Origin of the sequence: Salinibacterium sp., assembly GCF_031364185.1 — a bacterium.
Lineage (GTDB): Bacteria > Actinomycetota > Actinomycetes > Actinomycetales > Microbacteriaceae > Rhodoglobus.
In genome coordinates this window covers 1-1,756 of sequence record NZ_JANLVV010000253.1, presented here as the reverse complement: position 1 = coordinate 1,756, position 1,756 = coordinate 1, and the positions used below count along the sequence as shown (strand labels likewise).

At 58.0% G+C, this 1,756-nt stretch carries 2 protein-coding genes; both read left to right on the top strand.

All coding sequences use genetic code 11. From position 1 onward, the window contains the following. On the top strand, nucleotides 1-623 hold a 623-nt coding region (locus RMN95_RS11020), incomplete at its 5' end, for a carbohydrate ABC transporter permease (RefSeq protein WP_309616965.1). Between the two features lie 84 nt (nucleotides 624-707). Beyond that, the gene (locus RMN95_RS11015) at nucleotides 708-1,724 is read left to right on the top strand and encodes a LacI family DNA-binding transcriptional regulator (protein WP_309616964.1); all 1,017 of its coding nucleotides are present in this window, start codon (nucleotides 708-710) and stop codon (nucleotides 1,722-1,724) included. Nucleotides 1,725-1,756 lie beyond the last annotated feature (32 nt).

Here is a 1,756-nt window from a genome sequence, read left to right as displayed (position 1 = left end):
GCTTCTTCAACAGCTTGCTCATCACTGTCCCAGCGATCACCCTCTTGCTGCTCTTCGGGTCGTTAGCAGCTTGGGTTTTCGCTCGAGGACGATCGCGAACACTGAACGCCGTCTACTACGCCGCTATCAGCGGTGTAATGCTCCCTCCAGCGATCGTCTCAACCCTTCAAGTTCTCTCGGTCCTCGGGCTCAGTGGTTCGAGGATCGGTCTCATTCTCTTCTACACGGGCACGCAGCTGAGCATTTCCATCTTCTTGATGACCGGGTTTGTGAAAGCCATTCCGTTCGAAATTGAAGAAGCCGCCCGCCTGGACGGAGCCGGAACCCTTCGGGTCTTCTTCTCAGTTATCCTGCCGTCGCTGCGCCCGGTGCTCTTGACGACAGGGGTAGTCCTCGCCCTGTTCATCTGGAACGACTTCTTGACGCCGTTCTTCCTGCTACCTAACTCTCGCGAGCAGACTATGCCTCTGGGGCTCTACAACTTCGCCAGTGCCAATACTTACGAACTCAACTGGAACCTCATCTTCACGCAGGTTCTGCTTGTTAGCCTCCCGCTTCTGATCGTGTTCATCGTTGCCCAGAAACGGATCATCGGCGGCCTGCTGGGCGGCGCCGTCAAGTAGATGGACTGAGCGGAGGCCCTATCGCAGAGTTCGATACGCTCAGAGCAACCGTTTGAGTCCGAGCCGGAAGGACCCTTGAGCAGTATGCCGAAGGTCGTTATCAAAGATGTAGCCGCTGAGGCACGGGTCTCTCCGACGACGGTTTCGAACTACTTGAATGTACCGAGTAAGTTATCGCCGGAGGTCTCGGAGCGAATCCGGAACGCCATCGACAAGCTCGGCTACGTGCGAAACGACGCAGCAAGGCAACTTCGGGCAGGCAAGAGCAAAGTCATCGGCTATGTGGTCTTCGAAGTGGGAAATACTTATTTCTCAGATGTGGCTGATGCCATCGAACGGCGGGCGGCGGAAGCAGGGCTGTTTGTGGTCCTCGGCAACAACAGCGGCGACGTGGCTCGAGAAATCTCTTATCTCGAGCTGTTCGAAGCCCAGGGCGTGCGCGGAATCATCGTTGCTCCCGTGGGGAAAGTCGACGGACTCCTTGACACCATGCGCAAGCGCGGCACCCCGTCCGTAATTACGGGTCGGGTGGCCGACCATGATTCTCAGCCGTCCGTCTCAGTTGAAGACGCCGAGGGTGGATATCTGGCAGCAACACACCTCCTCAGCACCGGCAAGCGACACCTCGCGTTCCTCGGTGGGCCGTTTGAGCTGAGACAGGTCAGTGATCGCTTCCTTGGGGCTAGTCGCGCGGTTGAGGAGCACGACGGCGCGACTCTCGAGATCATTCCCACTTCCGACCGCACAATCTCAATTGGGCAAGCGGCGGCCCTGCAGTACCTCCAAGGCGAGGAGGGCAGGCGTCCAGACGCCATATTCGCCGCGAACGACCTTCTTGGTATGGGGTTCGTCGATGTTCTCAAACGGCAGTCCGATCTGCGAGTGCCCGAGGATGTGGCTGTGATCGGCTTTGATGACATGGACGTGAGCAGAGCCGGACCCATTCCACTTTCGACCATTAGAACCCCTCACCAAGATTTCGGACGAATTGCGGTGGAGCTTTTGCTGGCGGAATTGGGAGAGATCGCCCCACTAGAAACAAACCATGTTGTTTTCCGCCCCGAGCTCGTGATTCGGGACTCGAGCGTGCGTCCCGCCTAACCACATCTGCGGGTGCCGTGACCGGAGCTCGG

Bases quoted from the DNA above. Each gene is read 5' to 3' on its own strand.
- RMN95_RS11015 (WP_309616964.1), top strand. From the start codon at position 708: ATGCCGAAGGTCGTTATCAAAGATGTAGCCGCTGAGGCACGGGTCTCT.